The sequence below is a fragment of the Amycolatopsis sp. DG1A-15b genome (assembly GCF_030285645.1).
In the GTDB taxonomy this organism is placed as follows: Bacteria; Actinomycetota; Actinomycetes; order Mycobacteriales; family Pseudonocardiaceae; genus Amycolatopsis.
Window position 1 is genome coordinate 8,876,987 of record NZ_CP127296.1, and the last position, 25,913, is coordinate 8,902,899.

Here is a 25,913-nt window from a genome sequence, read left to right on the forward strand (position 1 = left end):
ATGGCTCAGCTCAAGGTCACCCAGGTCAAGAGCAAGATCGGCACGAAGCACGCTCACCGCGAGTCGCTGCGCACCCTCGGGCTGCGCAAGATCCGCCAGAGCGTCGTGCGTGATGACACCCCCCAGGTGCGCGGCCTGATCCACACCGTCCGCCACCTGGTGGAGGTCGAGGAGGTCCAGGCATGACGGCCATCAAGATCCACCACCTGCGTCCGGCTCCGGGCGCCAAGCGCGAGAAGATGCGCGTCGGTCGTGGTGAAGGTTCGAAGGGCAAGACGGCCGGTCGCGGTACGAAGGGCACCAAGGCCCGGAAGAACGTGCCGGCCCGGTTCGAGGGTGGGCAGATGCCCATCCAGATGCGGCTCCCGAAGCTTCGCGGCTTCAAGAACCGCTTCCGCACCGAGTACCAGCCGGTGAACGTGGGCGACATCGCCCGCGTCTTCCCGGACGGCGGCAAGATCGGCGCCGAGGAGCTCGTGCAGGGCGGTCTGGTCCGCAAGGGCAAGCTGGTGAAGGTGCTCGGCAACGGCGATGTGAACGGCGTCAAGCTGGACATCACCGCCGACGCGTTCTCCGGCTCGGCCAAGGAGAAGCTCGAAGCGGCCGGTGGCTCCGCCACCACCAACTGAGCTGAAGCTCGTTCGAAGGCCCGTCTGGCTCTGCCAGGCGGGCCTTCGCCGTCTCTTCTCGCGGACGGGTTCCTTGCCGGGACGGCAATCCGGACGGAGGATCGGAAGGGTGGACAGATCGCCGCAGGAGCCCGCAGCCCATCCCGACGGCGCCGAGTCGCCTCTGAGCTTCCCCGTCGAAGCTCCGCGGCCCGACGGCCCCGAGCCGGGAGCGGGCGCGCCGGCGAGCTTCCCCGCTGAGCCGGGGGCAACGCGGCCCACGGACCCGCTGGCATTCCCCGCCGAGGCCGCACCGCGATCCGGCCCGCCCCTCTTCCCGCCACACATCACCGCCACCCCATCGCAGGCGGAGCCCCTGCCCTTCCCCGTCGCCGAACTGCCGGTTTCCGCCGCCACACCCCAACCAGCTCCGGAAGCCGAGCCCGAGCCCGCTCCGGCGGCGGCCGGCCTGCTCCACCGCCTCCCGGCGGTGCTCGCCGCCCTCGCCGCCGTGCTGGCCGTCGGAGGCTGTTTCCTGCCCCTCTTCCGCATGCTCCAGGACCTCAACTTCCGCCAGGGGTTCATCGGCGCCCAGCTGACCATCACCGAGACCGCATGGGGCAACCGCATCGAGATCACCGGGCAGCCGGTCACCGACCGCCCCGGCGTGCCTGTGGGCATCCCCGTCGTCATCGCGGTCGTCGTACTGGCCGTGGCAGCCATCGCGGCCTTCGCCCGGCCGGACCGCGGCCTCACCCGGTGGCTGCTCTCGGCCGGCGCGCTCTTCACCGCCGGCGTCGTCACCACCACCTGGATGAGCCGGTTCGAGCTGGCCGCCATCGCCGACGAGGAAGCCGGCCTGGAGGTCTCCACCGGGCCCGGCATGTGGCTGCTGACCCTGGCCACCGTGCTGGCGGCCGCCGCGGCCGTGCTGGGCTACCTGCCCCTGCGGAACTTCGGTCGCAACCCCGGCTGGGCCGATCCGGCGCTCGCCTACGCCGACACCCCGACGCCGCCCTCCGGGGTCGCCATCACCGTCCTGCCGCCGGACGACGAGCAGCCCTGAGGCGTCGCTACCGTGGAGGCATGTGGGTCTTCTTCGGGGCGTCGGTGCTCATCGCCCTTACGCCGGGGGCGAACAACCTGCTCGGCCTCCACCACGGCATGACGCACGGTGTTCGCCACGGCCTCGCCGGGCTCGGCGGCCGGCTGGGTGCTTTCACCCTGTTGATCGCCGCCGTCGCGGCCGGGCTGGGGCAGCTGCTGGCCGCGTCCGAGACCGCGCTGACGATCATCAAGTGGGCCGGCGCCGCCTACCTGCTCTTCCTCGGCACCCGCCTGCTCTGGTCCACCTTCCGGGGCAAAAGCAGTCCCACGGAGCTGCCCGCGACGCCCATGACGGCGTGGCGCGTCACCCGCAAGGAGTTCGGTGTCGCGCTCACCAACCCGAAGGCGATCCTGATCTTCACCGCCTTCGTCCCGCAGTTCATCGACGCAGGTCACGGGCCCTATTCCGGGCAGATCGCGCTGCTCGGCGCGGTCTACCTGCTGGCCGAGTTCCTGGCCGGCTCGGTCTACGTCTGCGTCGGCGCCGCGGTGAAGACGATCAAGCTCTCCCGGCGGGCCCGGCGCAACGTCGACCGGGGCACCGGCGTGGTCCTCGTCGGCCTGGCCGGCGTGCTCGCGACGTCCAACGCCTGACCCGCGATCTGTCAAGGAATACGACCAAGACGGCGATGTGGATCAACCCGCCGGAGCAACCTTGGTACGGAAAACCCACACGGACTGCGGACACGCCCTGTGAAGCTGTTAGAGTCGGCGACACGCTTCGGGACGAGTGTGCCCCGAAGCGTTCCTGGCTTGCGTGCCAGTAGTGCTGTGTGTTCCTGCCGGCCCCGTGCCGGCCAAGCCGATCGTCGGTTAGGACAGCCGACGACGCCGAGGAGGTCCCCCGCGTGCTCAGCGCCTTCCGCTCGGCTCTCGCGACGCCGGATCTACGCAAGAAGATCCTGTTCACGCTAGCCATTGTCGCGGTCTACCGAATCGGTGCGACCATTCCGGCGCCCGGCATCTCCTACGGTGCCGTACAGGCCTGTAGCTCCCAGGCGCAGCAGGAGGGCGTCTACCAGCTGCTGAACCTGTTCAGCGGCGGTGCGCTGCTGCAGCTGTCGCTCTTCTCGACCGGCATCATGCCGTACATCACGGCGAGCATCATCATCCAGCTGCTCACCGTGGTCATCCCGCGGTTCGAGGAGCTGAAGAAGGAAGGGCAGTCCGGCCAGGGCAAGCTGACCCAGTACACCCGGTACCTGACGATCGCGCTGGCGATCCTGCAGGCCACCGGGGTGGTCGCGCTCGCGGACCGCAAGCAGCTCTTCCCCGACTGCGACCAGCCGATCATCCCGGACAACAGCGTCTACTCGCTGGCGATCATCGTCATCACCATGACCGCGGGCACCGCCGTCATGATGTGGCTGGGCGAGCTGATCACCGAGCGCGGTGTCGGCAACGGCATGTCCGTCCTGATCTTCCTGAACATCGCGGCGCGCATCCCGGTCGAGGGCGGCAACATCCTCAGCAACGCGGGTGGTGTGGGGCTGGCGATCGTCTGCGTCTTCGGCCTGGTGATCATCGCCAGCGTCATCTTCGTCGAGCAGGGGCAGCGCCGGATCCCGGTGCAGTACGCCAAGCGCATGATCGGCCGCCGGATGTACGGCGGCACGTCGACCTACCTGCCGATCAAGGTCAACCAGGCCGGTGTCATCCCGGTCATCTTCGCGTCGTCCCTGCTGTACCTGCCGGACCTGATCAGCCGCCTCGTCGGCGACCAGAACGCCAACTCCGGCTGGCAGGTGTTCATCAAGAACTACATCGTGAACCAGTCCAGCTGGGTGCACATCGCGCTGTACTTCGCCCTGATCATCTTCTTCACGTACTTCTACATCACGATCACGTTCAACGTGGACGAGCGTGCGGAAGAGATGAAGAAGTTCGGCGGCTTCATCCCGGGCATCCGCCCGGGCCGCCCGACCGCGGAGTACCTGAGCTTCGTGCTCGGCCGGATCACCCTGCCCGGCTCGCTCTACCTGGGTATCATCGCGATCCTTCCGAACTTCTTCCTGTCGTTGACCGGGAGCGGGAACAACCAGAACTTCCCGTTCGGTGGCACGGCTGTGCTGATCATGGTCGGTGTCGGCCTCGACACCGTGAAGCAGATCGAGAGCCAGCTGATGCAGCGCAACTACGAAGGGTTCTTGAAGTGACGCGCCTGGTTCTCGTCGGTCCGCCCGGCGCGGGCAAGGGCACGCAGGCGGTGGCCCTGTCCGAGCAGCTGCGCGTCCCGCACATCTCCACCGGTGACCTGTTCCGCGCGCACGTCGGCCAGGAGACCCCGCTCGGCCAGGAAGCGAAGCGCTACCTGGACTCGGGTGAGCTCGTGCCCGACTCGGTGACCAACGAAATGGTCCGAGAGCGGCTCGCCGAGCCGGACGCCAAGGTCGGCTTCCTGCTCGACGGCTTCCCCCGCAACACCAAGCAGGCCGAGGTCCTCGGCGAGATCCTGGGCGACGCGGACGTCTCGCTCGACGCCGTGATCCAGCTGCAGGTCCCGGAGGACGTCGTCGTCGGACGGCTCATGTCGCGCGGCCGCGCGGACGACACCGAAGAGGTCATCCGCCGCCGTCAGCAGATCTACGTGTCGGACACCGCGCCGCTGCTGGAGTACTACGCCGACATCCTGGTGACCGTCGACGGTGTCGGCAGTGTCGAAGAGATCTCGGGCCGGGTGCTGAAAGCGCTGCGCGACCGCACGTGAACCTCGGAGGATTGCGTGTTCTGCAAGTGCTCCGGCGTGGGCGCATGATCGAAGTCAAGACCCCGGACGAGCTGCAGGCGATGCGGGCCGCGGGCCTCGTCGTCGCCCGCACGCTCGCGGCGGTCCGTGCCGCGGCGAAGCCGGGCGTCAGCACCGCCGAGCTCGACGAGCTGGCCGAGCAGACGATCCGGGACGCCGGCGCGGTGCCGTCGTTCAAGGGCTACCACGGTTTCCCGGCGTCGATCTGCGCGTCGGTGAACGAGCAGATCGTCCACGGCATCCCGGCGAAGAGCCAGGTGCTGGCCGACGGCGACATCATCTCCGTCGACTGCGGCGCCATCCTCGACGGCTGGCACGGCGACTCCGCGGTGACACTGGCCATCGGCCAGGTCTCCGACGCCGACCTCGCGCTGTCCGCGGCGACCGAGGCGGCGATGTGGGCCGGGATCGAGGCGGTCACCGCCGGCGGCCGGCTCACCGACATCTCCTACGCCGTCCAGTCCGCCGCCGAGCGCGCGGGCCGTGACGACGGCATCGAGTACGGGATGATCGTCGAGTACGGCGGGCACGGCATCGGCCGCCAGATGCACATGGACCCGTTCCTGCCCAACGTCGGCAAGCCCGGCAAGGGCCCGCGGCTCAAGCCCGGCATGGCGCTGGCGATCGAGCCGATGCTGACCGGCGGCGGTGGCGAGACCCGCGAGCTGGACGACGGCTGGACGGTCGTCACGGCCGACGGCTCCCGCGCGGCCCACTGGGAGCACACGGTGGCGATCACCGAAGACGGCCCTTGGGTGCTCACCGCTCCGGAAGACGCCTGAACTCTTGCGGGGGTCCGGGTGGCGGAGCCCCCGGCCCGCGGCGAAGCCGCGGATGTCGCTGACCTGCACATTCACCCACAAGCGGTGATCGCGATCACATCCACCTGCACGGTCCTTTAGCATGGTCACCCCCGGTTTGGGGGTCGCGACACGAGTTGCGTACACTGTCAAGTCGGCGCACTTATCGCGCCCGGATCCTGCACGCTCGTGAACTCACGGTCTTGGGAGCCGGGCACCAGTGTGCCACGCACCACCCAACCCGGCACTAGTGCTCCGGTTGGTCACAGACTGTAGCGACAGACAGTGTCGACAAAGGAAATGCGGAGGACATGGCGAAGAAAGACGGGGCCATCGAGGTCGAAGGCCGCGTAGTCGAGCCGCTCCCCAACGCGATGTTCCGCGTCGAGTTGGAGAACGGTCACAAGGTCCTGGCACACATCAGCGGCAAGATGCGGCAGCACTACATCCGCATCCTGCCCGAGGACAGGGTTGTCGTGGAGCTCTCGCCCTACGACCTCTCTCGTGGTCGCATCGTCTACCGCTACAAGTGATCACGAAGAGCAGCTAACAGGAGAGCAGAAGACGTGAAGGTCCAGCCGAGCGTCAAGAAGATCTGCGACAAGTGCAAGGTGATCCGCCGTCACGGCCGGATCATGGTGATCTGCGAAAACCTGCGGCACAAGCAGCGGCAGGGCTGATCGCCTGCACTCGACCAGAGTGGATTGACGGCTACACAACCTCCCCGCACCTGCCGGTTCACGCGAGTGAACCGGTTCACCCCCGGGCTTCAGGCCGGGGCCGGGACACCCGAAGCGCAAGCCGAGGGCACGACAGGCGAGTCGGTCCCGGAACCGGACGGGGAGCAGACCTGAAGATGAAACCGAAGAAGGAGCATCAACGCCAATGGCACGACTCGCTGGCGTAGACCTCCCCCGCGAAAAGCGGTTGGAGATCGCGCTTACCTACATCTACGGCATCGGCCGTACCCGCTCGAAGCAGCTCATCAAGGCTGCCGAGCTCAACGCGGACACCCGCGTCAAAGACCTCAGCGATGACGACCTCGCGAAGCTGCGTGTCTACATCGAAGAGAACTTCAAGGTCGAGGGTGACCTTCGCCGTGAGGTGAACGCCGATATCCGTCGGAAGATCGAGATCGGGTGCTACGAGGGCCTTCGCTGGCGCCGCGGACTTCCCGTCCGTGGTCAGCGCACGAAGACCAACGCCCGTACCCGCAAGGGTCCGAAGAAGACGGTCGCCGGCAAGAAGAAGGCTGGCAAGAAGTGAGCGTCCAGGGCAAGAAGGTCGTGCAGATGGGTGGCGTTCAGCGCCGCGGCTCGGCTTGTGTCTCGCCCAAGGCGCTCTACGCCCGCCCGATGGCGCTCCGCAACCTGTACACCGACGCCGGTTCGATCATCCGGCGCGGCCAGGCCGAAGCGGTCGCCGCTCACCAAGAGAACGCGCGCTAACAGGAGATCCCTCACAACATGCCACCGAAGTCTCGTACTGCGGCCGGGGCCAAGAAGGTCCGCCGCAAGGAAAAGAAGAATGTCGCGCACGGTCACGCGCACATCAAGAGCACCTTCAACAACACCATCGTCTCGATCACGGACCCGACCGGTGCCGTGATCGCGTGGGCGTCGAGTGGACACGTGGGCTTCAAGGGCTCCCGCAAGTCCACCCCGTTCGCCGCGCAGATGGCCGCCGAGAACGCTGCCCGCAAGGCCGCCGAGCACGGCATGAAGAAGGTCGACGTCTTCGTGAAGGGCCCGGGTTCGGGCCGCGAGACGGCGATCCGCTCGCTGCAGGCGGCCGGCCTCGAGGTCGGCACCATCCAGGACGTGACCCCGCAGCCTCACAACGGCTGCCGCCCGCCCAAGCGGCGCCGGGTCTGAGGAACGGGGAGGAGTAAGAAGAAATGGCTCGTTACACCGGCCCCGCGACGCGTATTTCGCGTCGCCTCAAGGTTGACCTCATCGGCGGCGACCAGGCTTTCGAGCGTCGCCCCTACCCGCCGGGCCAGCACGGCCGCGGGCGCATCAAGGAGTCCGAGTACCTCCTGCAGTCGCAGGAGAAGCAGAAGGCTCGCTACACCTACGGCGTTCTCGAGCGTCAGTTCGTCCGGTACTACAAGGAAGCCGTCCGGCGTCCGGGCAAGACCGGTGAGAACCTGCTCCAGATCCTCGAGTCCCGCCTGGACAACGTGATCTACCGCGCCGGCATCGCCCGCACCCGCCGTCAGGCGCGTCAGCTGGTGAGCCACGGCCACTTCCTGGTCAACGGCAAGAAGGTGAACGTCCCGTCGTTCCAGGTCACCAAGTGGGACATCATCGACGTGCGGCCGAAGTCGTTCTCGATGCTGCCCTTCGTCGTGGCCAAGGAGTCCTTCGGCGACCGCCCGATCCCGGCGTGGCTGCAGGTCGTCCAGTCCAACCTCCGCGTGCTGGTCCACCAGCTGCCGGAGCGTGCGCAGATCGACGTTCCGGTTCAGGAACAGCTGATCGTCGAGCTTTACTCGAAGTAGTCCGGCCCTGGCTGGAGTACGGGCGGCGGCGCAACAGGTGCGCCGCCGCCGCGCCATCCCTTCGACGTCATATGGCGGGCGTCGTCTGGAAAGGAATTAGGAAGAAATGCTGATTTCCCAGCGGCCGGCTCTCGGCGAAGAGACGGTCAACGAGACCCGCTCCCGGTTCACCATCGAACCGCTGGAGCCCGGCTTCGGCTACACGCTCGGCAACTCGCTGCGTCGTACGCTGCTGTCGTCCATCCCGGGCGCGGCCGTGACGAGCATCCGCATCGACGGCGTGCTGCACGAGTTCACCACCGTTCCCGGGGTGAAGGAAGACGTCACCGACATCATCCTGAACCTCAAGGAGCTCGTGGTGTCCTCGGAAGAGGACGAGCCGGTCACCATGTACCTGCGCAAGCAGGGCCCCGGTGAGGTCACGGCGGCCGACATCGTGCCGCCGGCGGGTGTCACCGTGCACAACCCGGATCTGCACATCGCGTCGCTGAACGGCAAGGGCAAGCTCGAGATCGAGCTCGTCGTCGAGCGCGGCCGCGGTTACGTTCCGGCCCTGCAGAACAAGCAGGCGGGCGCGGAGATCGGCCGGATCCCGGTCGACTCGATCTACTCGCCGGTGCTCAAGGTGACCTACAAGGTCGAGGCCACCCGTGTCGAGCAGCGCACCGACTTCGACAAGCTGATCCTGGACGTCGAGACCAAGCCGTCGATCACGCCGCGCGACGCGGTCGCGTCGGCCGGCAAGACGCTGGTGGAGCTGTTCGGTCTCGCTCGCGAGCTGAACGTCGACGCCGAGGGCATCGAGATCGGCCCGTCGCCGCAGGAGGCGGACACCATCGCCGCCTACGCGATGCCGATCGAGGACCTGGACCTCACCGTCCGGTCGTACAACTGCCTCAAGCGCGAGGGCATCCACACGGTGGGCGAGCTCGTCTCGCGCAGCGAGGCGGACCTGCTCGACATCCGCAACTTCGGCGCCAAGTCGATCGACGAGGTCAAGCTCAAGCTCGTCGGCCTCGGCCTCGCGCTGAAGGACAGCCCGCCCGGGTTCGACCCGACCGCGGCGGCCGCCAGCTACGACGGTGAAGGCTGGTCGGAGGGTGTCGGTGGCATCGCCGACGGGATTTCGGACGGCCACGACGATGGCCAGGACTACGCAGAGACCGAGCAGCTCTAGGGCTCTGTGCCTGGACGCTGCGAGCTGAACTAGTAGGAGAACCAATGCCCACCCCTACCAAGGGAGCCCGGCTCGGCGGGTCGTCCGCGCACGAGCGGCTGATCCTGGCCAACTTGGCCACGCAGCTGTTCGAGCACGGCAAGATCACGACCACCGAGGCGAAGGCCCGCCGGGTCCGCCCGCTGGCCGAGAAGCTGATCACGAAGGCGAAGCGGGGCGACCTGCACAACCGCCGTCAGGTGCAGAAGGTCGTCCGTGACAAGGACGTCGTGCACAAGCTGTTCGCCGAGATCGGTCCGCACTTCGCGGAGCGTCCCGGTGGCTACACCCGGATCACCAAGACGATGGCGCGCAAGGGCGACAACGCCGCCATGGCCGTCATCGAGCTGGTGTCCGAGAAGACCGTGACGTCCGAGGCCGAGCGCGCTCGCAAGACGAAGTTCGCCAAGGACGAGAAGGCCGCCGCTCCGGTTGCCGAGGAGACCACCTCGACCGAGGAGACCCCCGAGGCTCCGGCCGAGGAGGCCAAGGCCGAGGACACCACCGCCGAGACCGAAGCCCCGGCTTCGGAAGACGCGGACGCCAAGAAGGACTGACGTCCTGACGGCCGATTCGACACCGGACGAGCCCGCCACTCCCCCCGGGGAGGGCGGGCTCGTTCGTCTGCGCCTGGACGTCTCCTACGACGGCACGGACTTCTCGGGCTGGGCCCGCCAGCCGGGCCGCCGGACGGTCCAGGCGCTCCTGGAGGAGGCCCTGCAGCGGCAGCCGCCGGGGGCCGCGGTGCCGAAGTCCGTCGTCGTGGCGGGCCGTACGGACGCCGGTGTGCACGCGACGGGCCAGGTGGTGCACGTCGACGTCGTGCCGCTCGCTCCGGGCACCTCCGGCCGCGTCCCGGTCTCCGCCGAAGGCATCCCGGACCTGACCCGGATGGTGGGCCGCTGGAACCGCCTGCTGCCGGGCGATGTGCGCGTGCTGGGCGCCCGGGTCGCTCCCGAGGGCTTCGACGCCCGGTTCTCCGCGGTGCGGCGGCACTACCGCTACCGCGTCTCGGACGCCCCGTGGGGCGTGGACCCGTTGCGCCGCCACGACACGCTGGCCTGGAACCGTCCACTCTCGACGGACGCGATGAATGCCGCGGCCGGGGAGCTCCTGGGTCTCCACGACTTCGCGGCGTACTGCAAGCAGCGTGACACGGGCACGACGATCCGCGAGCTGCAGCGCCTGGAGTGGGCGCGGGTGGACGAGCACCTGCTGGAGGTCCGGGTCTCGGCGGACGCGTTCTGCCACTCGATGGTCCGCAGCCTGGTGGGCGTGCTCCTCCTGGTGGGCGACGGCCGCCGCACCGACGCGTGGCCCGCGAAGGTCCTGGAGAGCGGCATCCGCGACAGCGCGGTGGCCCCGGCCCACGGCCTGACGCTCCTGGGCGTGGACTACCCGCCGGACGAGGAACTCGCGGCGCGGGCCGAGCAGACGAGGAACGTCCGCACTTCCCCCTGACGAACGCAAAGCGGGTGGCTCCCCGAGGGGAACCACCCGCTTTCGCCGGTCCGGAAAGGACGTCAGTCGCCGCGGCGCACCGGGCCGAGGAGCTGCTGCTCCTTGCCCGTCGTCACCAGCCGCAGCGGACGCCAGAGGTTGCGGCCCAGGGCCACCACCTGATCGTCCTTCAACGTCGTCAGCTGGCGCATCATCTGGGGCGGCAGGCGCCAGATGCGGGCCGCCAGCTCGGCCTGTCCGGCCGGGAGGCGCTGCATCAGCACCAGGTCCGCCGCGTTGGCCGTCGCGCCCGCCTGCGGGTGCAGGTACGGGAGCACGTAGACCGTCGTCTGCCAGGGCGAGCGGGGCGGGAACAGGTCCTGCGGCGTCGGGCCGCCGTCGGTCACCACCAGCAGCGGCGCGTCCTCCGACGGCCGCGGCAGCTCGACCGGCGACAGCCGGCGGATCTGCACCAGCGGCGACGGCCGCCCGTCGCGGCTGCCGGCCGCCCGGGAGAGCACCTGCCACTCGGTCGGGCGCCCGGTGGCGACGACGACCCACGCGCCGACCGCCATCGCGCGCATGGCGACCTGGCGGGCCAGGTAGAGCCCGCCCACCAGCACGATCCGGGTGGGGGTCGAGCGCAGCGCCGAGATCGTCAGCGGCTCGCCCTTGAGGCCCGAGCCGAGCACGATGCCGCCGCGGTCACCCGAGGGGCTGATCGCGTCGAGCATCGCGGGGTCCACCGTGAACTCCGGCGCCACGCCGCTGTTCTGCCCGGCGTCACGGACGCGGGAAGTCATGCTGTGCCTCCGATCGGCAAGGTCGCGGCGAACGCGGAGACCTGCAGGCCGCGCAGCGGCGTCAGGTCCACCCCCAGCCGCTCGGACAGCCCCTGCAGCCGCTGGTCGGCGGCGTCGAGCTCACGCGGGTTCCGCGCGCTCAGCCGGACCACGCCGCGCAGCCCGATCTTGCCCTCGTCGGACGCCGGGGAAATCGACATCGCGAGCGTCGCCGACAGCGCGCGGACGCTCGTCAACGCGTTCAGGCTGTTGGTGACCTTGCCCTTCGGCCAGCCGGTGATGGCGTAGCTCGCGTGCCCGATGCCGGCCGCGGTCACGCCGGACCAGCGTTCCTGCAGCGTCACCTTGGTGGGTGACCCGGCCACCGACGTCAGCTCCGCGGCGGAAATGCCCGCCCGCAGCAGCTCGTCCGGGTCGAGCGGCCGCGTCGGCACGCCCTGGGACTCCAGCGCGTTGCGGACCCGCGACAGCGCCCCGATCAGGGCGCGGTGGGCGCCGACGACGCCGCCGCCGCGCTCCCGGATCGCCGCCGGGCACCGCCGCGGGTCGAGCCGGATCGCCACCCACGTCGTGCGCCGGGCCGCCGCGGGCAGGGGCCCCAGCACCTCCATGTAGGAGCTCAGCGCGGGCGAATCCGACGGCAGCGCCGCGCTGCCCGGGTAGCAGTGCCAGATCATCTGGATCGAGTCGAGGACCACGCCGCGGTCTTCGAGGCAGGGCGCCAGCGCCGACAGCGGCAGGCTCGGCGCGCCGTCGGCCTGGGTGATCAACGCCGGCGCCGGCTCGACGAGCAGCACCGCCGTCCACGTGCCGTCGTTCCAGGCGAGCCCGACCTGCTGGCGCTCGTGGTCGACGCCGTGGGCGACGACGAGGTCCGGCACGGCGATGCGGAGCAGGTTCACGCGGGCGTCGTCGGGGCCGGTGACCGTGGTCTCTTCGGCGGTCATGGCTTCGACGGTGCTCGGCGGCAGCGGGTCCGCGACCCGGTCGTGCGAGCGGAAGGTGTAGCGCAGCGTCAGGCCGACCCACTGGGTGAACCAGCGGCCGCGCCAGCGCAGCAGCGCGACGATGAGGGCGAAGCCGGCGATGCCGATGCCGACGTACTTGAGCGACATGTCGATCGCGAGCAGGACCAGGCCGATCGCGAGGCCGACTTCGAGCACGACGAGGTTGGCCACGGGCAGCGGGCCGAGGGTGACGCCGGCGGACCGCCGCCGCGCCGGTGGGGCCACCCGCGCCGGGCCGGGCGGGGGAGTGGCGGGACCGCTGTCGTCGGGCCCCTGAGGGCCGCCGGGCCCACCCGGGCCGCCGGGGCCACCCGGTCCACCGCCGCCAGGGCCACCGGGGCCGCCGCCGCCAGGACCACCAGGGCCACCAGGGCCACTGGGGCCGCCGGGACGTCCTGCGGGTCCGCCGGGACCGGGTCCGCCGGGACCGCGCGGGGGCATGCCAGGGCCGCCGGGAGCACCGGGACCGCCACCGGGTCCACCGGGCACGCCACCGGGTCCGCCTGGGCCACCGGGCACGCCACCGGGTCCGCCGGGGCCGCCGGGAACGCCACCGGGGCCGCCGGGACCTCCGGGTCTGCCCGGCCGCGGCGGCGGGCCCGGCGGACGGCCACCGGGCGGCGGGGGCCCGGGCGGGCCAGGCGGACGTGGAGGAGTGGTGACGGACATCCGCGCTTTCTCTTCCCCTCGTGCTTGCTGCGTACCCGGAAGCCGGGTCCCGGGGAGCCCGACACTAGCTTGAGTTGGTAGAAACCCCACACCAGACGGTCCCCGTACGGCTATCCTGCGGAACCGTACCGCGACGGGGAGAGCTGTAGGTCGAGAATGCCATCAACACCCACGACTAAGTCTCAGGTCCAGGCGTATCAGTTCGTCCTACGGCGGATGCAGTCGGCGCTGGTCCGGCGGGACGCCGTGATGCTGCACGACCCGATGCGCACCCACACGCGGGCCACGATCGTGGGGGTGGTGCTGGGCGCGCTCGGCATGATCGTGTTCGTCGTCTGGGGCCTGCTCAGCCCGGCGCCGTCGGTGCCCGAGGCCGGGAACATCGTGATCGGCGAGCAGTCCGGCACGGTCTACGTGGTGACGGGCAACCCGAAGAAGCTGATCCCCACGTTCAACCTCGCGTCGGCGCGGCTCCTTCTGCTGGCCCAGCAGAAGAACTCCGCCGCGGGCGCCGGTGGCGCGACCGCCGCGCCCGCTCCCGCCCCGGCGAGCCCGGCGGCTGTGAAGAATCCCACGGTCGTTTCCGATGAGCAGCTCAAGGACATTCCGCGCGACAAACTGACCGGAATTCCGGACGGTCCGCAGCTGATCCCGACGGATTCCCAGCGAATTTCGCCCAATTGGGCCGTCTGTGACCAGGTTCAGCTGGAACCGTCGCTGCCGAACCCGGACACCGGCCGGACCAACACCTACGTTTTCGGCGGCATCGCGCCGAGCGGCCTGGGCACGGAGCTGCGCGAAAACGAGGCGTTGCTGGCGAAGGCCGACAACGGGAAGACCTACCTCGTGTACCGGCTGCCGAGCTCCCGGAACCGGCCGAACGCGAACACCGTGCGCGCCGAGATCGACGTTGACAACCCGAACGACGCCGTCCGGACGGCGCTGCAGCTGCCGCCGACGCCGCGGAAGATCACGCAGGGGCTGCTCAACGCGATCCCCGAGGTTGCGAAGCTGACGCCGCCGAAGATCCAGAACGGCGCGCCCCCGGCGGACTTCGACGGCCTGACCGCGGGCGACGTCTTCGCCACGCAGCAGGCCGGCGAGACGACGCTGAACTACTGGGCGATCACCCGCACCGGCATCCAGCGGGTGTCCAACGCCGTCGCCGACATCATCCGCGTCGCGAAGAACGGCAGCTCCGGCCGGATCCAGACGCTGGGTCTCGACAAGCTCGCCGGGGTGCACACCATGCAGCCGACGGACCCCGGCTACATCCCGGTCGACGACTTCCCGCGCTCGGTGCCGACGGTCCTCGACGCGACGAAGAACTCGTCGGTCGCGTGCCTGGGCTGGTCGCTGGCGGGGTCCGGCCCCGACCAGGACGCGCACACCTCGGTGTACGTCGACACGCAGCTGCCCGGCCAGAAGAGCGCCGGCGAAAAGTTCGCCCCAATGACGGTGACCACCCTGGGCCCGAACCGGGTGCCGCTCAACGGCTTCTACCTCAAGCCCGGGTTCGCCGCGGTCGTCCAGTCCGCCACCGGCAAGGCCAGCTTCGGCAAGGGCCAGATCCAGCTGATCTCCGACCGGGGCGTCCGCTACAGCGTCCCGGACGCCCAGACCGCGGACGCGATCGGCATGAACAACCGGCAGCCGGCGCCCGAGTCGATCATCGGGCTGCTGCCGACCGGGGCGTCGCTGAACACCCAGGACGTGCTGCGCCAGTTCGACGCGGTGCCGATCGACCCGAACGCCGGCGCGTACCCGACCACGACCCCGCCGCCGGGGAACTGAGCGGAACCGCCGGGCCGCGGCGGGCGTCCCACGCTCGAAGGTCTTTCTCGTGAGCGGAGGTGCCGTGGCCGGCTTGAGGATGGACGGCGTCGTCGTCGCCCGGTACGCCGAGACGGCCGAGGCCGCCGCGGCCGACCTGGACGCGGCGGCGGCCGAGGTCGGCGGGGACGTCACCGCGGAGTCCTACGGGGCACTGGGCGCGCAGATCGGCCTCGGCGAGTCCTACGGCCGCGCGTCCGGGGCGTTGCGGCGGCAGCTGGCCGACGGCGCCGAGGCGCTGCGTTCGGCCGCGGAGGCGCTGCGGCAGGTGGCGGTCCGCCACGGCGGGCAGGACGCGGAAGCCGCGGAGCTGATCAAGCGGGCCGGAAGGCTCGACGGATGAGGGCCGAGAGCGACCCCCTGGTGGCTTCGGTGCCGGTGCCCGCGGGTGAGGACATCACGGCGGCGGCCGAGCCGTACCTGGCGTACCTCACGGATCTGGCGCGGCAGCTGGGCGTGCTCGACCCGGTCGAGACGTACTTCCGCCCGCTGCTCGGCCGCTGGGCCGACCTCGGCGCCGAAGCGGACAGCCTGCGCCAGGCGGCCTCCGTCGCGGCCGAGGTTTCGGCCCGCCTCGACGGCGAGCTCGGCCGGCTCGACGCGGGCTGGGAGGGCCGGGACGCGGACTCGTTCGTCACGTACATCCGCGCGGTCGGCGCGGCGGGCGGCGACCTCCACGAGGCGCTCGACACCCTGGCCGGTGCGCTGGACGAGATGGTGACGACGCTGCGGCAAGTGGTCGTCGACCTCGTCGAGGTGCTGGTGGACGCGGCGGAGCTGACGTCGGAGACGATGCTGCTGCCGTCCGGCGGCCCCAAGCGCGCGCGGGCCCAGCTGCAGGAGACGCAGGATTCGGCGAAGGCGCTGCACGAGACCGCGCGCGACGTCATGGAGGCGTTCGACCGGCTGTGCGACGGCGTCGACGACCCGGACGCTGCGTCCCGCACCATCGAGATCCGGCACCGGTACCCGCCGGAGCGCTTCAAGCTGCACGACGACGCCCTGAACGATGCGGGCGAGCAGGCCACGGACGCGGCTTCGTCGCCGCCCTCGGGCGACGAATCCACGACGCCGTCCTCGGCCGACGAGGTCATGACGCCGTCCTCGGCCGCGGGCCCGGCGGAGGGACGGCACACCGGCGCGGGCACCCTCGACCCCGCCCAGCCCGCCGACGCCGCCGCCCCGCAGGCCCCGCAGGCCCCGCCCGCGGAGCAGGACCACAGCACGTCGGGTGGGGTCCCGATGATGCCGATGATGGGCTTCGGGGCGTTCGGCTCGGGCGGGCAGGCTCGCCGCCCGTCGAAGACCCGCCCGGTCACGAAGTCGTCCGACCTGCTGGGCGAGCCCGGCCTGGTCGCACCCCCGGTGATCGGCGAGGACGAGAACCCGCAGCCGAAGAAACCACCGGCCCCGCCCGCGACCTGACCTCGGCCGGAACGGGATCCCGTTCCGGCCAGGGGGTCAGCGTCGGGTGTCGGTTTCGGCCGGGCGGTTGCGGCGGATCGTGTGCATCACGAACAACGTGATCAGCAGGGCGAGCACGCCGCCCGCCGTGCCGGCCAGCGCCACGATCACCGGGGTCGAGCTGTGGTCGTTCGCCGGGGGGAGCTGGGCCAGCTGCGGGGCGGGGGGCGGTGCCTGGTTCCCGACCTCCGACGGCAGGACCTGGGTCAGCGCCGCCACCGGGTCGATGACCCCGTAGCCGACGAAGTTGTCGCGGCCGCCCGGCGCCGCCGGGTGCTGGGCCGTCTCCTTGATCCGGTTGACGATGCCCTTGGCGTCGAGCTTCGGGTACTTCGCCTTGACCAGTGCCGCCAGGCCCGCCACGTACGGAGCCGCGAAGCTCGTGCCCTGGATTTCGCTGGCCTTGTCGCCGTTCTCGAAGGTCAGGTTCGCCAAGCTGCCGGACCCCTCGGCGGGGTCCAGCGAGACGATCTTCGTGCCGGGGGCCGCGACGCCGACCCACGGGCCGTGCACGCTGAACGGCGCCACGCTGCCGTACTCGTCGATCGCCCCGACCGACAGCACGTCGTCCGCGAACCACGGCGGCGTCACGATCGTCTTCGGCCTCCGGGCGTCCGGCTGGTCGTTCTGCGGGCACGTGTCCGTCGCGTTGCCGGCGGCGGCGACGATCACGATGCCGGCTTGCGCCGCGAAGCGCACGGCCGCCTGGACCTGCTGCTCGCCTTCGGTGATCGACCCGGTGGCCGGGCGGCAGTTGTCGACCGACATGTTGATGACGTCGGCCTCGTGCCGTTCGGCGATGCCGTGGATGATCTCGGCCAGCGTCTTCAGCGTGCCCGCGGTGCCGGCCTTCTCCAGCTGGCGCCCGCCGTTGGACTGCCCGGGCGTCGTCCCGTCGCCTTCGGCGCCGCCGCCACCACCGCCCGGCGGCAGCTCCGTGCCGGTTCCGGACGGCGGGTTGGTGCTCGACGACGGCGGTGTGCTCGAGCCGGCGGTCGAGTTCTGCTTGGCGGGCTCGTAGTTCTCGCTGAGCTGCCGGTAGGACACGATCGTGGCGTCCGGCGCGACGCCGACGAACCCGACCTCGGGGTTGTCGGGCTTCGCCCCGATGATCCCGGCGACCTCGGTGCCGTGGCCGTCGCAGTCCTCGAGTCCCGGTTGCTGGCCCTTCGTCGGCGTGGCCACGTAGTCGCCGCCGGACTTGAGCCGGTCCTGGAACCACGGGTGCTTCGTCACGCCGGTGTCGATCACCGCGACGCGGACGCCGCTGCCGGCACCGCCCGTGGCGGCCTTGACGATGTCCTGCGCCTTGGAGATCTGCAGGTACTCCTGACCCCACGGCCGGTTCTTGATCTGGATGTCCTGGCCGAGGGTGCTGCGCTGCACGCAGCCCTTCGTCTGCGTGTACGTCTTGTCGGGCTGGCGCGAGTCGGGGATCAGCTTGTCCATGTCGACCGGCGGCGGCGTCGCGAAGTAGCCGTCCGCCGGCGCGGCCTGCGCCCACGCGGGAACCGCGAGCGTCAGCGGCGACAGGAGGCCGATCGTGCCGGCCAGCAGGGCCGTCGTGGTCCTTCGGGTCCGTGCTGCTGCCATCGGAAATTCACCCGATCCGGTCACTTGAAGTTCAGGTGCCGCAGGGTGGTGTAGAGGTCCATCACACCGAGGGCGAGGGGCAGCACGGAGGCGATGCAGATCGCTTCGATGATCTCCACCGTGCGCCGCAGCGGCGGCGAGAACCGCTGGTTCGGGAAGATCACGCCGACGACGAGCGCGCCCGCGGCGAGCAGGATCAGCACGCCGAAGACGTAGAGCAGGCGGTTCTGGGCGTTCGCCGAGACCAGCCAGCCGATGGCGATCCCGGTGGCGGAGACCAGGCCGGTGGTGAGCAGGGCGATGGCCTGGCTGCCGTTGGCGTACGCGCGGGCGCGCAGCAGCAGGACGAGCGTCGCGACGACGCCGAGGATGATCCCGAACGTCCCGGGCGCGCTCGCGGCGATGATCGCCGAGACGGCCACCGTGGCGCCGCAGCCGACCATCAGGCCGGTCATGTAGTTGTGCGCGATCGCCGTGCGGCGCTCGATCGCCCGGTAGTCGGGGAAGCCGGAGTCTTCCTTCAGCTCTTCGGCGTTGCTCGGGACGTGCGGCAGCGGCAGCTTCGCGAGCCAGATCGTGGCGCGCGGCAGGATCGAGATGCAGGCGAGGGCGACCGCGACGGTGCCGGCCGCGATCCCGGCCGCCGGGTGCGCGACGAGCGTGCCGAACAGGAAGGCCAGCGCGCCGAAGGTGCCCGCGGTGGCGGCGGCGATGAACGTCGTGATGCCGGCACCGATGACCATGATGCAGACCGACGCGACGATGATCACCAGGACCGCGCCGAGCAGCAGGTTCGCCCGCAGCGACAGCCCGGGCACGATGTAGAAGCCGCTGACGAAGGCTAGCGGGAGGCCACCCGCGGCGGCGATCAGCACGCCGGTCGGTTCCGCCTGGTAGCCCTTGGCGAGCGTGGCGCCGATCGCGACGCAGGCGATCGCGCCGATGCCGCCGGCGATGGCGGCGCCCAGCGCGCTCCCGCCGTAGAACGAGCCGCTCATGAACAGCGCGACGGCGGCGGCGAACAGCGCCAGCCCGCCCGCGACGTGCCCGAACCGGTTCGCGGTCTCCTTCGTCCACGGCCGGAAGCTGTCCGGGGACGACTCGGCGATGGCGTCGACGACGTCGTCGTACAGCGGCGGCGGCGGGTTCTCGTTGCGCTTGCGCAGCTGGAGCAGTTCGCCGTCGACCACCCCGAGCGAGGCGAGGGTCCGGCTCGGATCGAGCGGCGCGTCCCCGAGCTTCGCCAGCGCCCAGCCACCGTGGCGGGCACCCCCGTCGGGCGCGGTCTCCTTGGCCATGTCCAGCAGCATCGGCAGCAGATCGGCCACCGCGACGTCGGCGGGCAGCGCCACGTCGATCCGGGTGGACGGCGCGACGACCGTCACCCTGCTGAATACTGTCGTGCCCGTAGCCACTGCACTGCCCCCGCTCGGTCGATACTGCTCCCGGGGGAACTTATACCGAACCCCGGCGCGGGCATCATCGAACGTCCGAAATTCACCGGCCACCGCAGCTCATGGCCTGGGCGCCCGTCGTTTCCGAGGCCTGCGAACCGCGACGCCGTAGGATCCGCGCCGCGCATTCGAGGCGGCGGGTGTCGTGGGTTCGGGCCGGTGCCTGGCGCTGGTGAGGAAAGGGCCACCGTGGTGGCTTCACCTGGCGGCGATCGCAGCTCAGGGGGTGGAACGCTCGGTCGTCTCCGCGGCCTGCGGACCACACCGCCGCAGGATCCGCGCCGACCCTTCGCGCCGATGCCCAGCCCCGGCCGAACCCCGTCGCCGTCACAAGGCCTTCGAGGTGGCCGGATTCACCGGCATCCGCAGCTCACGAGCCGGACGGCGCCATTACTGTCGGTGCCGCGCCGTACACTCGCCAGGCGAGGTCAGGACCGGTTCACGAGGGCGTTACGGCATCCGCCGGAATTCCACCGCGGCGTTCGATAGGTTGTTCCGCGCACCTTGCGCACTAAACGGTGGCCGCCATCGTCGAGTTTGAAGAGGGGTCCTTCGATGAGCACGCTGCAGTTCAAGAAGTCGCCGCGGCTGGCGGCACCGCGGCCGCCGGGTGGTGAGGTGCACCTCGAGCCGCCGCCCGAGGTTCCGCGCGTCATCCCCGGGAACGTCGTCATGAAGGCGCTTCCGGTCGTCATGATCGTCGCGTCGCTCGGGATGATGGTCTTCATGTTCCAGGCCAGCAACCGGAACCCGATGATGATGGCCATGGGCGGCATGATGGTCGTCGGGACGCTCGGGATGATGGCCGGCGGCGGTGGCAAGGGCGGTGGTGCCAAGCGCGCCGAGATGGACGAGGACCGCAAGGACTACCTCCGCTACCTGGGCCAGATGCGCGATCGCGCCCGCGAGGCCATGGTCGACCAGCGCGCCGCCCTGGAATGGGTGCACCCGGACCCCCAGTCCCTCTGGTCGCTGGCCGCCAGCCGCCGGATGTGGGAACGCCGCCAGAACGACCAGGACTTCCTGCACCTGCGCGTCGGGCGCAGCTCGCACCGGCTCGCCACGCGGCTCGTCCCGCCCCAGACCGGGCCCGTCGACGAGCTGGAGCCGATCGCCACCCTCGCGCTGCGCCGGTTCGTGCGCGCGCACTCGATCGTTCCGGACCTGCCGACCCAGATCACCCTCCGCGGGTTCGCCGCGGTCAGCATGCAGGGCGACCGCGCGCTGACCCGCGGCCTCACCCGCGCGATGCTCGCGCAGCTCGTTTCCTTCCACAGCCCCGACGACGTGCTGATCGCGGTCGCCACCGCGGGCCGGGCGAAGGAGGAGTGGGAGTGGGCGAAGTGGCTGCCGCACGTCCAGCACCCGACGCTGTCGGACGGCATCGGCCAGCTCCGGATGATGGCCGGCTCGCTGGCCCAGATCGAAGACTGGCTCGACGAAGAACTGCGTGACCGCCAGCGCTTCTCCCGCAACGCCACGCCGGCGCCGGACCAGCCGCACGTCGTCATCATCATCGACGACGCCGAGGTCACCCGCGAAGAGCAGATCGTCCTGGAGGAGGGCCTGGTCGGCGTCACGCTGATCGACCTGTCCGAATCCCTCGGCAACCTCGCCGCCCGCCGCGGCCTCCGGCTGGTCGTCGAAGCCGACAGGCTGGGCGCGCGCAGTGCCGGCGGTGTCGAGTGGTTCGGCCGCCCGGACACCCTCAGCCTGGTCGAGACCGAGTCGCTGGCCCGGCTCATCTCGCCGTACCGCGTCGGCGGCGCCGCCGGCCAGGACGTCGGCGACGAAGAGCCGCTGCTGTCCAACCCGTCGCTGCTGGAGCTGCTCGGCATCCCGGGTGACCCGATGACCTTCGACGTCCAGCAGGCGTGGCGGCCGCGGCCGATCCGCGACCGCTACCGCGTCCCGTTCGGCGTCGGCGAGTACGGCCAGCCGGTCGAGCTGGACATCAAGGAAGCCGCCGCCGAGGGCATGGGCCCGCACGGCCTGTGCATCGGCGCCACCGGTTCCGGTAAGTCCGAGTTCCTCCGCACCCTGGTGCTGGGCCTGCTGTCCACGCACTCGTCGAGCACGCTGAACTTCGTCCTCGTCGACTTCAAGGGTGGCGCGACGTTCATGGGCCTGGACAAGGCCCCGCACGTCTCCGCGGTCATCACGAACCTCGCGGACGAGGTCACGCTGGTCGACCGCATGAAGGACGCGCTGGCCGGTGAGATGAACCGGCGCCAGGAAGCGCTGAAGAACGGCGGCAACTTCAAGAACGTCTGGGAATACGAGAAGGCGCGCGAAAACGGCGCGGACCTCGACCCGCTGCCCGCGCTCTTCATCGTCTGCGACGAGTTCTCCGAGCTGCTGTCGGCGAAGCCGGACTTCATCGACCTGTTCGTCGCCATCGGCCGGCTGGGCCGGTCGCTGCAGATGCACATGCTGCTCGCCTCGCAGCGCCTCGAGGAAGGCAAGCTGCGCGGCCTCGACTCGCACCTGTCGTACCGGATCGGCCTCAAGACGTTCTCGGCGGCGGAGTCCCGCGCCGCGATCGGCGTGCCGGACGCGTTCGAGCTGCCGTCGGTCCCCGGTGGTGGCTACCTGAAGTACGACACCTCGACGCTGGTGCGGTTCAAGGCCGCCTACGTCTCGGGTCCGTACCGGCCCGCCGGTCTCAAGGCGGCCGGCCCGGCGGCGACCGTGGTCCGCGCGGACAAGCGGCCGCAGCTGTTCGTCCCGGACTTCGTCGAGCTGCCGAAGGAACCGGAACCGCAGTTCATCGAGGCGGCGCCGAAGGAAGAGCAGCGGCAGTCCGAAGAGGCGGTCGAACCCAGCGAGCTCGACGTCATCGTCTCGCGCCTGGTGGGCCAGGGCCCGCCGGCGCACGAGGTGTGGCTGCCGCCGCTGAAGGACCCGAACTCGCTCGACACGCTGCTGCCCAACCTGAACCCGACCGAGGACCGGGGCCTGTCCCCGGTGGGCTTCTTCGGCAACGGGCGGCTGCAGGTGCCGCTGGGCATCATCGACCGGCCGTACGAGCAACGCCGCGACCCGCTGTGGGCGGACTTCTCCGGTGCGGCCGGGCACGGCGTGATCGTCGGCGGCCCGCAGACCGGCAAGTCGACCATGCTGCGGACGCTGATCATGTCGATGGCGCTGACGCACACCCCGGAAGAGGCGCAGTTCTACTGCCTCGACCTCGGTGGTGGCACGCTCGCCGGTCTCGCGGGCCTGCCGCACGTCGGTGGCGTCGCGGTCGCGCGGCGCGAGCCGGACAAGGCCCGCCGGATCGTGGCCGAGCTGACCACCCTGCTCACCGAGCGGGAAGGCCGGTTCGGGGCGATGGGCATCGACTCGATGACCGAGTTCCGCAACCGCAAGCGCCGCGGCGAGATCCGGCCGGACCAGGACTCGTTCGGCGACGCGTTCCTGATCGTGGACAACTGGCGGGCCCTGCGCGACGACTTCGAAGAGCTGGAAACCTCGATCACCCGGCTCGCCACGCAGGGTCTGTCCTACGGCGTGCACGTGGTCATCTCCGCCAACCGGTGGGCCGACATCCGGCCGGCGATCAAGGACATGCTGGGTACGCGGTTCGAGCTGCGCCTCGGTGACCCGACCGAGTCGGACATCGACCGGCGCATCGCGGTGAACATCCCGGCCGGGCGGCCGGGCCGGGGCCTGACCCGGGACAAGCTGCACATGCTGGGCGGCCTGCCGCGGATCGACGGCTCCAGCGACCCGGAGACGGTCGCGGCCGGCGTGGCCGACGCGGTGGCGAAGATCAAGGGTGCCTGGCGCGGCCGCGTCGCGCCGCAGGTCCGCCTGCTGCCGGAGCTGATCACCTACGAAGACGTGCTCCAGCTCGATTCCGCCCGGGAGTCCAAGCTCATCCCGATCGGCGTCAACGAAGAGGACCTGCAGCCGGTCTACCTCGACTTCAACGCCGAACCGCACTTCTACGCCTTCGCGGACGGCGAGTCGGGCAAGACGAACCTGCTGCGGCAGATCGCCCGGGGCATCTCGGAGCGCTACACCGCCAAGGAAGGTCTGATCCTGCTGGTCGACTACCGGCGCACGATGCTCGGCTTCATCCAGGGCGACTCGCTGCTCGGGTACGCGGTGTCGGCGGCGCAGCTGGAAAGCATGATCAGCGACGTCTTCAACTCGATGACGCGGCGCCTGCCGGGCCCCGACGTCACGCAGGAGCAGCTGAAGACGCGGTCCTGGTGGAAGGGCCCGGAGCTGTTCATCCTGGTCGACGACTACGACCTGGTGGCCACGTCGAGCAACAACCCGCTGCGGAAGATCTCCGACTTCCTGCCGCAGGCCAAGGACGTCGGCCTGCACCTGGTCGTCGTGCGGCGCACCGGTGGCGCGAGCAAGGCGATGTACGACCCGATCATCGGCAAGCTCAAGGAGATCGCGGCCCCGGGCATGGTGATGAACGGCTCGCGGGACGAAGGCGCGCTGGTCGGCAACATCAAGCCGAGCGCGATGCCGCCGGGCCGGGGCAACATGCTCACCCGCAAGTACGGCAAGCAGCTCATCCAGGTGTCGTGGATCCAACCCGACTGACGACGGCGGCGGGACGTGCGCCCGGCGGGGTGGGTAGGTTCCTCCCCGGGGGAGCGCCCCGCCGGCGGGGCGTGGGGGAACGCGAACATTACTGCGGGAGCTGCTGGTGACGGTCCGGGTTGCGGTGGACTTCGGGACATCGAGCACCTGCGTCGTCGCCTCGGTGAACGGGCGCGAGCCGCAGGTCGTGGTGATCGACGGCCAGCCGCTGATGTCCTCGGCGGTCTACGCGGCGGCGGACGGCACGCTGTTCGTCGGCCAGGAGGCCGAGCGGCAGGCGGCGGTCGACCCGTCGCGGTACGAGCCGAACCCGAAGCGGCGGATCGACGAAGGCGAGCTGCTGCTCGGCGAGAACGTCCTGCGGGTCACCGACGTCATCCACGCGGTGCTGGGGCGCGCGGTGTCCGAAGCGCGCCGCCTGGCCGGGGACGCCGAGGTCGACCTGCTCGTGCTGACCCACCCCGCGGACTGGGGCGCGATCCGCACGCGGCTGCTGCGGCAGGCCGCGGGCGGGCTGGCGCGCGAAGTCGCGCTGGTGCCGGAGCCGGTCGCCGCGGCGGTCTACCACGCGGCGACGTTCGCGCCGCAGGACGTGACGACCGACCGCACCGTCGAGTTCAGCGGCCGCCCCGGCGAAGCGCTCGCGGTGCTGGACCTCGGCGGCGGCACGGTCGACGTCAGCGTGGTGCGGCGGCTGCCGCCGGACACCGCGCGGGACCGCGCCGGCCGTCCGCAGCGCGGCGGTTTCCAGGTGCTCGCCACCCGCGGCGATCCCGCCTTCGGCGGCGCGGACATCGACCAGGCGTTGCTGGAGCACCTCGGTTCCCTGGTTTCTTCGGCCGATCCGGACGCTTGGCGCGAGCTCGTCGAAGGCCGCGAGCTGGCCGACCGGCGCCGGCGCCGCGTGCTGCGCCAGGACGTGCGGGGCGCGAAGGAGACGTTGTCGCGGCACGCCTACACCGACGTGCCGATGCCGCCGCCGTTCGCCGACGCGCACGTCACGCGCGAGGACCTCGAGCGGCTGATCGCGGCACCGCTGGGCCGGGCCGTCGAGCTGACGGTCGCCGCGATCGGGGACGCCGGCCTGCGGCCGAAGCAGCTCACGGCGATCTTCCTGGTCGGCGGGTCGAGCCGGATCCCGATGATCTCGCGGCTGGTGCACGAACGCACCGGTGTGGTGCCGACCAGCCTCGACCAGCCCGAGACGGTCGTCGCGCGCGGCGCGCTGCGGGCGGTGCTGGTCGACCCGGACCGCACCGGCGCGTTGCCCGGCGAAGCGATGGCCCGGCTGGGCGCGGCACCGGGCGGCGCGCTCAACCCGGCGGCGCAGCGCACGGAGGTCGTCCGCCCCGGCGACGTCGCCCCGCGCCCGGCACCGCCACGCTCCGGTCCGGGTGGGTTCACGAACCGCCCGGCGCCCCCGCCGTCGCCGCCGGCCGGCCGTCCGGCGGCCCGGCCGTGGACGCCGCCCGCCGGGCAGCCCGCCCGGCCGAACCCGCCGGGCCCGGCGGCGGGCGCCCGGCCCGCGTCCGAACCGGCCGGGAAGAGCGGCCGCAAGCTGTGGGGCGTGATCGCGATCGTGGTGGTCGTCGTGGCCGCGCTCGTCGTCGCCGGGGTCGTCGTGTTCAAGAATTCGGGGGAGCAGGTCGAGAGCGGCAAGACGCTTTCGCAGTACGACTTCAAGTTCGTCGCCCCGGAGGACTGGGTCCAGACCGACGACCGGGTCGCCGACAAGCAGGTCGTGATCCACCCGCAGGAGTCCCGTGACGGCAACGACCTGGTGGTCGCGCAGGAGTACGTGATGGACTACGACGCGACCGCCGACCCGCAGAAGCTCGTCGACCAGCTGAAGCGCAGCGCGGACCAGGAATCCGCGCGCTACAGCGCGTTCGACCCGAGCCTTTCGTACGCCGGCAAGACGGTGATCGGGTACCACGAGAGCAAGCCGGACCGGCCCGATCTCCAGGTCGACTGGTACGTCGTGGCGAAGGGCCGGATCCGCGTCCACGTCGGCTGCCAGTACGCCACGGCCCCGCTGCGGGACCGGGTCGCGGCCGCCTGCGCGCAAGCCGTGCGCACGGTCGAAATCCGCAACTGAGAG

General features: G+C 70.8%; 25 protein-coding genes. 21 read left to right on the plus strand and 4 right to left on the minus strand.

The annotated features are described in order from the left end of the window. From rpmD to truA, 16 genes are all read left to right on the plus strand, one after another. Positions 1–186, plus strand: coding sequence for a 50S ribosomal protein L30 (gene rpmD / locus QRY02_RS41180; RefSeq protein ID WP_013222615.1), 186 nt, complete (start codon positions 1–3; stop codon positions 184–186). After that, positions 183–629 (plus strand): 50S ribosomal protein L15, encoded by a 447-nt coding sequence (gene rplO / locus QRY02_RS41185; protein ID WP_285988109.1) that lies wholly within the window; start codon positions 183–185, stop codon positions 627–629. Before rpmD ends, rplO begins: the two co-directional genes overlap by 4 nt. A 109-nt stretch (positions 630–738) precedes the next feature. After that, positions 739–1,674, plus strand: a complete 936-nt coding sequence (locus QRY02_RS41190; RefSeq protein ID WP_285988110.1) for a hypothetical protein — start codon at positions 739–741, stop codon at positions 1,672–1,674. A gap of 20 nt (positions 1,675–1,694) precedes the next feature. After that, the gene (locus QRY02_RS41195; RefSeq protein WP_285988111.1) at positions 1,695–2,309 is read left to right on the plus strand and encodes a LysE family translocator; all 615 of its coding nucleotides are present in this window, start codon (positions 1,695–1,697) and stop codon (positions 2,307–2,309) included. A 254-nt stretch (positions 2,310–2,563) separates the two neighbouring features. Beyond that, complete coding sequence (secY, locus tag QRY02_RS41200; protein WP_285988112.1) at positions 2,564–3,871, plus strand: preprotein translocase subunit SecY; 1,308 nt, start codon at positions 2,564–2,566, stop codon at positions 3,869–3,871. Next, complete coding sequence (locus QRY02_RS41205) at positions 3,868–4,422, plus strand: adenylate kinase (RefSeq protein ID WP_013222620.1); 555 nt, start codon at positions 3,868–3,870, stop codon at positions 4,420–4,422. The genes secY and QRY02_RS41205 overlap by 4 nt, the downstream gene beginning before the upstream one ends. Before the next feature lie 44 nt (positions 4,423–4,466). Then, entirely contained in the window at positions 4,467–5,243 is a 777-nt protein-coding gene (gene map / locus QRY02_RS41210; RefSeq protein ID WP_285988113.1) for a type I methionyl aminopeptidase, read from the plus strand. Between the two features lie 329 nt (positions 5,244–5,572). After that, positions 5,573–5,794 (plus strand): translation initiation factor IF-1, encoded by a 222-nt coding sequence (gene infA / locus QRY02_RS41215; protein WP_004558881.1) that lies wholly within the window; start codon positions 5,573–5,575, stop codon positions 5,792–5,794. A 33-nt stretch (positions 5,795–5,827) separates the two neighbouring features. Then, positions 5,828–5,941 (plus strand): 50S ribosomal protein L36, encoded by a 114-nt coding sequence (gene rpmJ, locus QRY02_RS41220; RefSeq protein ID WP_004558882.1) that lies wholly within the window; start codon positions 5,828–5,830, stop codon positions 5,939–5,941. 205 nt (positions 5,942–6,146) lie between these two features. Further along, positions 6,147–6,527 carry a 30S ribosomal protein S13 gene (gene rpsM / locus QRY02_RS41225; RefSeq protein ID WP_034285908.1) on the plus strand — a complete coding sequence of 127 codons (381 nt, stop codon included), beginning with the start codon at positions 6,147–6,149 and terminating at the stop codon, positions 6,525–6,527. Next, positions 6,524–6,709: a hypothetical protein gene (locus QRY02_RS41230; protein ID WP_013222623.1), complete on the plus strand. Its 186-nt coding sequence runs from the start codon at positions 6,524–6,526 to the stop codon at positions 6,707–6,709. Before rpsM ends, QRY02_RS41230 begins: the two co-directional genes overlap by 4 nt. A gap of 18 nt (positions 6,710–6,727) precedes the next feature. Continuing rightward, a complete protein-coding gene (gene rpsK, locus QRY02_RS41235) occupies positions 6,728–7,135 on the plus strand; it encodes a 30S ribosomal protein S11 (protein WP_004558885.1) in 408 nt (135 codons plus the stop codon). Between the two features lie 23 nt (positions 7,136–7,158). Beyond that, positions 7,159–7,764: a 30S ribosomal protein S4 gene (gene rpsD / locus QRY02_RS41240; RefSeq protein ID WP_285988114.1), complete on the plus strand. Its 606-nt coding sequence runs from the start codon at positions 7,159–7,161 to the stop codon at positions 7,762–7,764. 106 nt (positions 7,765–7,870) lie between these two features. Continuing rightward, positions 7,871–8,941: a DNA-directed RNA polymerase subunit alpha gene (locus tag QRY02_RS41245; RefSeq protein WP_004558887.1), complete on the plus strand. Its 1,071-nt coding sequence runs from the start codon at positions 7,871–7,873 to the stop codon at positions 8,939–8,941. 44 nt (positions 8,942–8,985) lie between these two features. Further along, positions 8,986–9,537 (plus strand): 50S ribosomal protein L17, encoded by a 552-nt coding sequence (gene rplQ / locus QRY02_RS41250; protein WP_285988115.1) that lies wholly within the window; start codon positions 8,986–8,988, stop codon positions 9,535–9,537. 73 nt (positions 9,538–9,610) lie between these two features. Further along, the gene (truA, locus tag QRY02_RS41255) at positions 9,611–10,441 is read left to right on the plus strand and encodes a tRNA pseudouridine(38-40) synthase TruA (RefSeq protein ID WP_285994070.1); all 831 of its coding nucleotides are present in this window, start codon (positions 9,611–9,613) and stop codon (positions 10,439–10,441) included. A gap of 62 nt (positions 10,442–10,503) precedes the next feature. On the opposite strand, the gene QRY02_RS41260 is transcribed toward truA, so the two are convergent. Then, on the minus strand, positions 10,504–11,223 hold the full coding sequence (locus QRY02_RS41260; RefSeq protein ID WP_285988116.1) for a hypothetical protein: 720 nt from the start codon (positions 11,221–11,223) through the stop codon (positions 10,504–10,506). Further along, positions 11,220–12,401, minus strand: a complete 1,182-nt coding sequence (gene eccE, locus QRY02_RS41265) for a type VII secretion protein EccE (protein ID WP_285988117.1) — start codon at positions 12,399–12,401, stop codon at positions 11,220–11,222. Before eccE ends, QRY02_RS41260 begins: the two co-directional genes overlap by 4 nt. Before the next feature lie 654 nt (positions 12,402–13,055). Here eccE and eccB point away from each other — a divergent pair. The 3 genes from eccB to QRY02_RS41280 are packed head-to-tail and all read left to right on the plus strand — an operon-like array spanning position 13,056 to position 16,157. After that, positions 13,056–14,693 (plus strand): type VII secretion protein EccB, encoded by a 1,638-nt coding sequence (gene eccB, locus QRY02_RS41270; RefSeq protein WP_285988118.1) that lies wholly within the window; start codon positions 13,056–13,058, stop codon positions 14,691–14,693. A 49-nt stretch (positions 14,694–14,742) separates the two neighbouring features. Next, positions 14,743–15,075, plus strand: coding sequence for a hypothetical protein (locus tag QRY02_RS41275; protein WP_285988119.1), 333 nt, complete (start codon positions 14,743–14,745; stop codon positions 15,073–15,075). Beyond that, on the plus strand, positions 15,072–16,157 hold the full coding sequence (locus tag QRY02_RS41280; RefSeq protein ID WP_285988120.1) for a WXG100 family type VII secretion target: 1,086 nt from the start codon (positions 15,072–15,074) through the stop codon (positions 16,155–16,157). Before QRY02_RS41275 ends, QRY02_RS41280 begins: the two co-directional genes overlap by 4 nt. Before the next feature lie 36 nt (positions 16,158–16,193). Here the strand turns inward: QRY02_RS41280 and QRY02_RS41285 are convergent, their stop codons facing one another. Further along, the gene (locus tag QRY02_RS41285) at positions 16,194–17,789 is read right to left on the minus strand and encodes a S8 family serine peptidase (RefSeq protein WP_285988121.1); all 1,596 of its coding nucleotides are present in this window, start codon (positions 17,787–17,789) and stop codon (positions 16,194–16,196) included. 20 nt (positions 17,790–17,809) lie between these two features. Then, complete coding sequence (eccD, locus tag QRY02_RS41290) at positions 17,810–19,174, minus strand: type VII secretion integral membrane protein EccD (RefSeq protein ID WP_285988122.1); 1,365 nt, start codon at positions 19,172–19,174, stop codon at positions 17,810–17,812. A gap of 624 nt (positions 19,175–19,798) precedes the next feature. On the opposite strand from eccD, the gene eccCa reads away from it, so the two are divergent. Together eccCa and QRY02_RS41300 are read left to right on the plus strand one after the other, a co-directional pair. After that, positions 19,799–23,812 (plus strand): type VII secretion protein EccCa, encoded by a 4,014-nt coding sequence (gene eccCa / locus QRY02_RS41295; protein WP_285988123.1) that lies wholly within the window; start codon positions 19,799–19,801, stop codon positions 23,810–23,812. Between the two features lie 106 nt (positions 23,813–23,918). After that, positions 23,919–25,910, plus strand: a complete 1,992-nt coding sequence (locus tag QRY02_RS41300) for a type VII secretion-associated protein (RefSeq protein WP_285988124.1) — start codon at positions 23,919–23,921, stop codon at positions 25,908–25,910. The last annotated feature ends 3 nt before the right edge of the window (positions 25,911–25,913 follow it).

Coding starts and splice junctions, on each gene's coding strand:
- rpmD (WP_013222615.1), top strand. CDS start 1: ATGGCTCAGCTCAAGGTCACCCAGGTCAAGAGCAAGATCGGCACGAAG.
- rplO (WP_285988109.1), top strand. CDS start 183: ATGACGGCCATCAAGATCCACCACCTGCGTCCGGCTCCGGGCGCCAAG.
- QRY02_RS41195 (WP_285988111.1), top strand. CDS start 1,695: ATGTGGGTCTTCTTCGGGGCGTCGGTGCTCATCGCCCTTACGCCGGGG.
- map (WP_285988113.1), top strand. CDS start 4,467: ATGATCGAAGTCAAGACCCCGGACGAGCTGCAGGCGATGCGGGCCGCG.
- infA (WP_004558881.1), top strand. CDS start 5,573: ATGGCGAAGAAAGACGGGGCCATCGAGGTCGAAGGCCGCGTAGTCGAG.
- rpsM (WP_034285908.1), top strand. CDS start 6,147: ATGGCACGACTCGCTGGCGTAGACCTCCCCCGCGAAAAGCGGTTGGAG.
- rpsK (WP_004558885.1), top strand. CDS start 6,728: ATGCCACCGAAGTCTCGTACTGCGGCCGGGGCCAAGAAGGTCCGCCGC.
- rpsD (WP_285988114.1), top strand. CDS start 7,159: ATGGCTCGTTACACCGGCCCCGCGACGCGTATTTCGCGTCGCCTCAAG.
- QRY02_RS41245 (WP_004558887.1), top strand. CDS start 7,871: ATGCTGATTTCCCAGCGGCCGGCTCTCGGCGAAGAGACGGTCAACGAG.
- rplQ (WP_285988115.1), top strand. CDS start 8,986: ATGCCCACCCCTACCAAGGGAGCCCGGCTCGGCGGGTCGTCCGCGCAC.
- QRY02_RS41260 (WP_285988116.1), bottom strand. CDS start 11,223: ATGACTTCCCGCGTCCGTGACGCCGGGCAGAACAGCGGCGTGGCGCCG.
- eccB (WP_285988118.1), top strand. CDS start 13,056: ATGCCATCAACACCCACGACTAAGTCTCAGGTCCAGGCGTATCAGTTC.
- QRY02_RS41280 (WP_285988120.1), top strand. CDS start 15,072: ATGAGGGCCGAGAGCGACCCCCTGGTGGCTTCGGTGCCGGTGCCCGCG.
- QRY02_RS41285 (WP_285988121.1), bottom strand. CDS start 17,789: ATGGCAGCAGCACGGACCCGAAGGACCACGACGGCCCTGCTGGCCGGC.
- eccCa (WP_285988123.1), top strand. CDS start 19,799: ATGAGCACGCTGCAGTTCAAGAAGTCGCCGCGGCTGGCGGCACCGCGG.